The organism is Actinomadura roseirufa, assembly GCF_900659635.1.
GTDB classification, from domain to species: domain Bacteria; phylum Actinomycetota; class Actinomycetes; order Streptosporangiales; family Streptosporangiaceae; genus Spirillospora; species Spirillospora roseirufa.
This window is the reverse complement of record NZ_CAACVB010000091.1, coordinates 22,917-29,213: the sequence shown is the minus strand read 5'-3', so window position 1 is coordinate 29,213 and position 6,297 is coordinate 22,917. Positions and strand designations below refer to the sequence as shown.

The following is a 6,297-nucleotide window of genomic DNA, read 5'->3' as shown; positions in this document are numbered from 1 at the left end:
CCCCCGCGACCGCGTGACGCCCCGCACCGGCCCCGTGGCGGGCGCGCGCCGATGAAGGCGCGCACTCGCCGCGGGGCCGCGCACGTCCCGGCCTCCGCCGCCGGGACGGATCGTTCCCGCCCCGGGCGGCGTCCGGGTCAGAGCTTCGCCCGGACCTCCGCCGCCAGCAGCTCCACGTGCTCCAGATCCTCCATGTCGAGCACCTGGAGGTACACGCACTCGGTGCCGAGCTCCCCGAACCGGCCGATCTTGTCGACGACCTCCTCCGGGGTACCGGCCAGCCCGCCCTCGCGCAGCTCCGCGAGGCTCCGGCCGGCCGCCTCCGCCCGCCGCGCGAGCTCCGCCTCGTCCCGGCCGCAGCACACGGTCTGCGCCACGGAGTAGACCATCGGCCGCGTCCGGCCCCGCTCCTCGCACGCCGCCCGGACCCGCGCGAACGCCTCGCCCGTCGCCTCCGGCACCTGGAACGGCACGTTGTACTCGTCGGCGAACAGCGCCGCCAGGCGCGGCGTCCGCCGCGGCCCGACGCCCCCGATGATGATCGGCGGTCCGCCCGGCCGGACGGGCTTGGGCAGCGCGGGCGAGTCGTCCAGCGTGTAGTGCGCGCCGCCGAAGGAGAACGTCTCCCCCTCCGGCGTCCCCCACAGCCCGGTGAGGATCCGCAGCTGCTCCTCCAGCCGCTCGAAGCGCTCCCTCGTGCCCGGGAACGGGATGCCGTACGCGGTGTGCTCCCGCTCGAACCAGCCCGCCCCGAGACCGAGGTCGACCCGGCCGCCGCTCATCCGGTCGACCTGCGCGACCGTGATCGCCAGCGGTCCCGGATGGCGGAACGTCGCGGCCGTCACCAGCGTGCCGAGCCTGATCCGGCTCGTCTCCCGGGCCAGCGCGCCGAGCGTCACCCAGGAGTCGGTCGGCCCCGGCTCCCCCGCCTCCGGGAGCACGGTGCGGTAGTGATCGGACCGGAAGAACGCGTCGAAGCCGAGGTCCTCGGCCGCCTTGGCGATCGCCAGCTGCGTCTCGTAGGTGGCCCCCATCTGGGGCTCGGTGAAGATCCGAAGTCGCATGGCACCCATCCTGGTACGGACGGGGCCGGGGCGGAACGGCCCCGGCCTCCGGTCGGTCCGGCCCGGGTCAGTCCTGCCTCCCGCGGCGGCGGGCCACGCCGAGGCGGGTCAGCACGAACGCGGCGCCGACCATCCCGACGGCGAGCTCGACGATCGTCCCGGTGTCGGGGCGCCCGATCACCGGCGCCCCGCCCGCGCCGGCCGGACGCGTCCTGGACATCGGCGTGCTGTCGGCCGCGCCGTCCCGCACGGCCCCGCCGTTCGCGCCGCCCTTGGAGGCGCCGGTGGCGGCGTCGCCCGTGTAGGCGACCGGGACCGGGCCACCGGCGGGCTCACCCGTGGCCGAGCGGGCGGAGACCGATCGGCCGGGCGCCCGGGTGATCCGGGTCCGGGCGACGGCCCGGTTGTTGGCCGGGTCGACGTCGATGGTCGACGCGGCCGCCCTGGACGAGGACTCCACCACCGCGCCCACGCGCGCGTTCCGCGCGGGCAGGACCCGGCTGTGCAGCGTCCGCTCCTCGCCGGGAGCCAGCGCGCCCACCGCGCACGCGTAGCCCGCGCCCTGCGGTATGCACGCGGTGTCGTGGCCGACGAGCCTGGTCCGGCCGTCCGACCGGACGACGACGTTCTCGGCCGTGGACGGGCCGAGGTTGCGCACCCTCGTCTCGTACGGGATCGCCTTCCCCGGCTTGGCCTGCGCGGGCGCGTTGATCGTCATCGCGACGTCGGCGGTCCGGGCGACGCGGACGGGCGGGAAGTCCTGCGTCGCGCGCGCCTCGCCCCAGATGACCGTTCCGTGCCCCTGGAGGAGCTGATCCGGCCTGGCCTTGCGCGACACCCTCGCGGTGATCAGGCCCGCGATCGTCTGGCCGGGGCGCAGGGGACCGAGACGGCACACGACCGCCGCCTTCCGTTCCGCGCTCGTCGCCCCGATGCTCTTCGGCCCGGCGCTCTTGGACCCCGTGCTCTTGGACCCCGTGCTCTTTGACTCGGCGCAGTCCGGCTGCCCCGAGACGAACGACAGCTCCTTCGGCAGCCTCGCCACGAGGACCGCGCGGGCGGGCTTGCCCCGCCCGCGGGCCGTGACCGCGAAGGGCCAGCTGTAGACGCCGCCCGGCACGACGGTCCCGGCGGGCCCGCTCACGCTCAGCACCGCGCGGGTGGCGGCGGGCGCGCGTCCCTTCTTCGCGTGCGCCTTCTCGGGGTGCGTCTTCTGCTCGTGGGCCTTGTCCCCCAGCGCGTTCGAGAGGTCGGGCGCCTCGGCCATGACGTGCACCCGCGGCTTGAAGACCGACTTCGGCTTCCGGTGCTTCTTCGGCGTGGCGTGGGCGCTCGGCCTGGGACGGGGCTTGGCTCCGGCCTGCCCTCCCGTGGGCTCGGGCTCACCCGGCACGGCGCGGCGGGCCCCCTCCCGCGCGGTACGGGACGGGCCGTCGGCCAGGGCCCCGCCGTCCCCGCCCAGCATCGGGACGACGCCGAGCAGCGGAGCCGCCGCCAGCAGCACGAGCCCCCGCGCGCCACCGCGCCCTCTCGCTTTCCGCAACAAAATGGTCCCCCTGACCTGCGGTTTCGCTGATGAGGTCCGTTGTAGCGACCGTCCGGGCAATCCGCTAGCGCCACGTCGGCGTGTCGTCACGGACAGTGATGACTGCACATGAGGTACATGTCAACATCGCGAATTGACTGCGACCGAAAGGCGACGGCCTGTTGAATCGCAGTTGACCTGATTCCGGACCAGGGAGTCGCGATGGCCGTGTTCGGCGTCGACTACGCGTGGGGACGCCCCGGCGCGACCGCGCTGAAACGCGCGGGCGCGAGGTTCGTCTGCCGCTATCTCTCGCCCGACACCACCGGCAAGAACCTGACCCGGGCGGAGGCCGAGGAGCTCTCGGGCGCGGGCCTGTGGCTCGTGGTCGTCTGGGAGTCCGGCGCGTCCCGGGCGCTGGCCGGCCGCGCCGCCGGGGCCGCGGACGCGGCCGACGCGGCCGAGCGGGCGCGCTCGCTCGGCATGCCCGGCGACCGCCCGGTGTACTTCGCCGTCGACTTCGACGCGGCGCCGGGCCAGCAGGACGAGATCAACGCCTACCTGGACGGCGCCGCCTCCGTCCTCGGCCGGGGCCGCGTGGGCCTGTACGCGGGATACGGGCCGGTCAAGCGCGCGTTCGACGCGGGCAAGATCACCTACGGGTGGCAGACCTACGCCTGGTCCGGCGGCCGGTGGGACGCCCGCGCCCAGCTCCAGCAGTACTCCAACGACCACGACATCAACGGCGTCGGCGTCGACTACGACCGCGCCATGGACAGCGACTACGGGCAGTGGCGCGTCGGCGCCTCGCCCGAGGGAGACGACATGCCCGACTACGTGTCCGTCGGCACCGGCGCCGAGCAGCAGCTTCCCCCCGGCCAGTGGACCAACGTCAACTGGGAGATCGAGTACGCCGACGCCGAGAACCAGCACAACAACCCGGGCGGGCCGAGCCTGCTCACCGGGTCGGCCCGCTACACCCTGACCGCCGCGGTGAAGGTCAGCGGCGTCCCCGCCGGCACCGTCATCCAGGCCCGCGCCATCGAGGTGGAGATCGAGGACGCCGGCACGTTCGCCGCCGGCGCCGTCCAGGACTTCACCTCGGTCGGCGACGAGACCAACCTGCTGTACGGGGTGTCCGCCGACACCGTCGGCAAGGGCCGCCGCGTCCGCTTCCAGGTCGTCCAGCACGGGAAGGAGGCGGCCAAGCTCACCGGCGGCACCGCGAAGGTCCTCTTCTGGCGATAGGCCCGGCCTCACGACGCGGCCCGCACGGCGTCACCGTCACCCCGTGTCACCATCACACCGTGTCACCGTCACGCCGTGGCGGCCGTTCCCTGTGCGGCCGCCGCCCGGAAGGCGGCGGCCCGGCGCACGACCTCTCCGGCAATCGCCGCATTCCCGCGAACTTGGCCGTGGAACGTTCCTAAGATGCCCGCATGGCGGAGATCATCGACTATGGCCGGTTCGCGGAACGGCTCGCCCAGGATCGGCCCCGCTGGGAGCTGCTGGACGAGGTGCAACGCGAGTGGGGGTACGAGGACCCGGGCGGCGACCCCCAGGTCACCCGAGAGGACGAGGAGCCGGAGGACGAGCTCGACGAGTCCCGTCCCGTCCCGGCGGCGTTCGTGGAGTGGTGGGACTCCCCCGTCAACTCCTACGCCTTCCGGTCGGACCTGTACGAGACGTACGCACAGTGGCCGCCGTGCGAGCCCGACTCGGGCGAGAACCCACCGGGTGACGAGATCCGCGTCATCATGATCGAGAATCAGTACGTCAACCAGTGGGGTTACCTCGCCTCCGAGGAGCACCTGCCCGACCCGAAGGTCGTGGTCGACACCAGTGACGGCTGGGTGACACAGAGCCGTTCCATCTCCGAGTTCTTCCTGCAACTCGCCTTGCAACGGCTCCCCGCGCAGTTCGGCTGGATCCTGGAGGTCGGCCACTCCGTCGTGGACGGCGACCCCGGGATCGTCCAGCGGCTCCTGGCGTCGTACCGCGATCTGGGCCTGCTGCCCTGGCAGGAGCTCAGCGTCGACTCCCTGACCTACGGCGCTCCGGACGCCCTCATCCGCCATAACCGCGGCCCCAACGCCGACTCCGCCATCGTGATCCAGGGCCGGACCCGCGAAGCCGTCGTCCGGGTCGCGGACACCTTGAACGTCACCTGGACGGACGAGGAGATCGAGGAGCCGAACGAGGTACCGCTTCCCGTCGAGGACCTCGCCCCCGCGGCGTTCACCGAGGGCGGCACCGACGACCGGCTCCGCTGGACGGCCGTCTCGACGACGGCCACGCCGCCCGCTCCGGCCGTCCCGGACGTTCCCGGGCTCCACGCACTGCCGGACCGCACGGCGGTCGCCGCCGACCAGGAAGCGACGACGGCCGTCGCGGGAGACTCCACCGGCGGCGTCCACGTCTGGGCGGCCGACGGCCCGCGGACCCGGGCGCTGCATCGCGCGCCGGTCACGGCCGTCACCTGCCACCGGTCCGGCGACGGCGGCCGCACCGTCGTGAGCGGCGACGCCCATGGGGTGCTCCGGTACTGGCCGATCGGCCGCGCACCGAAGTGGGCGGCGTTCGACCGGCGAAGGTCGCCGGTCGTCGCGCTCACGTCCGAGTGCCTGGAGACCGGCCCGGCCCTGGCCGCCGCCTGGGCGGACGGGCTGACGCGGGTCTGGGACCTGGACACCATGGACGTCGCGGACCTGCCGATCGGGACCGGCGTCACGGCCCTCACCCTGACCTCCGACGGCGTGCTGTACGTGACCACCGGCCAGGGCACCGCGGCGCTCCGGCTCGACCTGGACCGCCTGTGGCCGACCCGCGGGCTGCGGCTGCGACTCCAGGAGATCGACTGGGGTTCCCTCCGGGCCGCGCGCGGCCCCGCCGACGAGGTGCCCGGCCTGATCGCCAAGGTGGCCTCCGACGATGAGGAGACGGCTCGTGCCGCGGTCAAGAGGCTCTACGAACTCCTCGTCTCCAAACGCCATCCCCTCAGCGCGGCCGCCCCGGCGGTGCCGTTCCTGGTCGAGCGGATGCTCGTCCCCGCCAACCGGGCGCGCGGCCCCCTGCTGTTCCTCATCGCGGACCTCGCCGGCGGCCCCGGCGAAGAACGCCAGGCGGTCACGGCCGCGGTCCCCTCCCTGCTCCACCTGCGAGATGACAAGAACCCGTCCGTGAAACGGGCGGCGAAACAGCTCGTGCGCGTCTGCGGCATGCCGAAGACCAAGCCGGACGGCGCCGCGACGCGGACCTCCTGAGGACGACGTCAGCGAGGATCGTCGTACCGGTCGGCGGCCACCCGGGCCGCGTTCTCCATGACGCAGGTCTGCGCCTCCAGATGCCGCCGGATGCGCCGCTGCTCCTCGCGCACGTCCCGGACGAGACGGACCGCGATCATGCCGCCGACGGCGATGGTCACCGTGACCGCGGCGTCGGCGACGATCAGCGCGTCCGTGCCGCCGAGCGCGATCACGGCGACGGCGCCGGCACAGGCCGCGGTCCCCCCGGCCACGGTGCACGCCACCGCGCGCACCGTCCGGATCGGGACCGAGCGGCTCAACAGGGGGCGGCTCAACAGGGGGCGGGGCGGCACGGCGCGCGCCGTCTCGGCGTCGGCCGCTCCACGGGGACGGGTGGCGCGTCCGCGCATCGCCGTTTCTCCTTCACCGGGGGAGCGGGGATGTTCTCAGTCTGCCCCGGCAG

5 protein-coding genes are annotated in these 6,297 nt (G+C 74.1%); 2 read left to right on the top strand and 3 right to left on the bottom strand.

Annotation, left to right across the window (positions count from 1 at the left end; translation table 11 throughout):
• Nucleotides 1-137: 137 nt before the first annotated feature.
• Both E1291_RS20180 and E1291_RS20175 read right to left on the bottom strand, forming a co-directional pair.
• Nucleotides 138-1,064, bottom strand: coding sequence for an LLM class F420-dependent oxidoreductase (locus E1291_RS20180; protein ID WP_131739391.1), 927 nt, complete (start codon nucleotides 1,062-1,064; stop codon nucleotides 138-140).
• Nucleotides 1,065-1,131: 67 nt separating this feature from the next.
• Nucleotides 1,132-2,607, bottom strand: coding sequence for a DUF11 domain-containing protein (locus E1291_RS20175; RefSeq protein WP_131739390.1), 1,476 nt, complete (start codon nucleotides 2,605-2,607; stop codon nucleotides 1,132-1,134).
• Nucleotides 2,608-2,811: 204 nt separating this feature from the next.
• Between E1291_RS20175 and E1291_RS20170 the strand changes: the two genes are divergently transcribed.
• Nucleotides 2,812-3,837, top strand: a complete 1,026-nt coding sequence (locus E1291_RS20170; protein WP_131739389.1) for a glycoside hydrolase domain-containing protein — start codon at nucleotides 2,812-2,814, stop codon at nucleotides 3,835-3,837.
• A gap of 191 nt (nucleotides 3,838-4,028) precedes the next feature.
• A complete protein-coding gene (locus E1291_RS20165) occupies nucleotides 4,029-5,852 on the top strand; it encodes a WD40 repeat domain-containing protein (protein ID WP_131739388.1) in 1,824 nt (607 codons plus the stop codon).
• A gap of 8 nt (nucleotides 5,853-5,860) precedes the next feature.
• On the opposite strand, the gene E1291_RS20160 is transcribed toward E1291_RS20165, so the two are convergent.
• Nucleotides 5,861-6,244 (bottom strand): hypothetical protein, encoded by a 384-nt coding sequence (locus E1291_RS20160; protein ID WP_131739387.1) that lies wholly within the window; start codon nucleotides 6,242-6,244, stop codon nucleotides 5,861-5,863.
• Nucleotides 6,245-6,297: the final 53 nt, after the last annotated feature.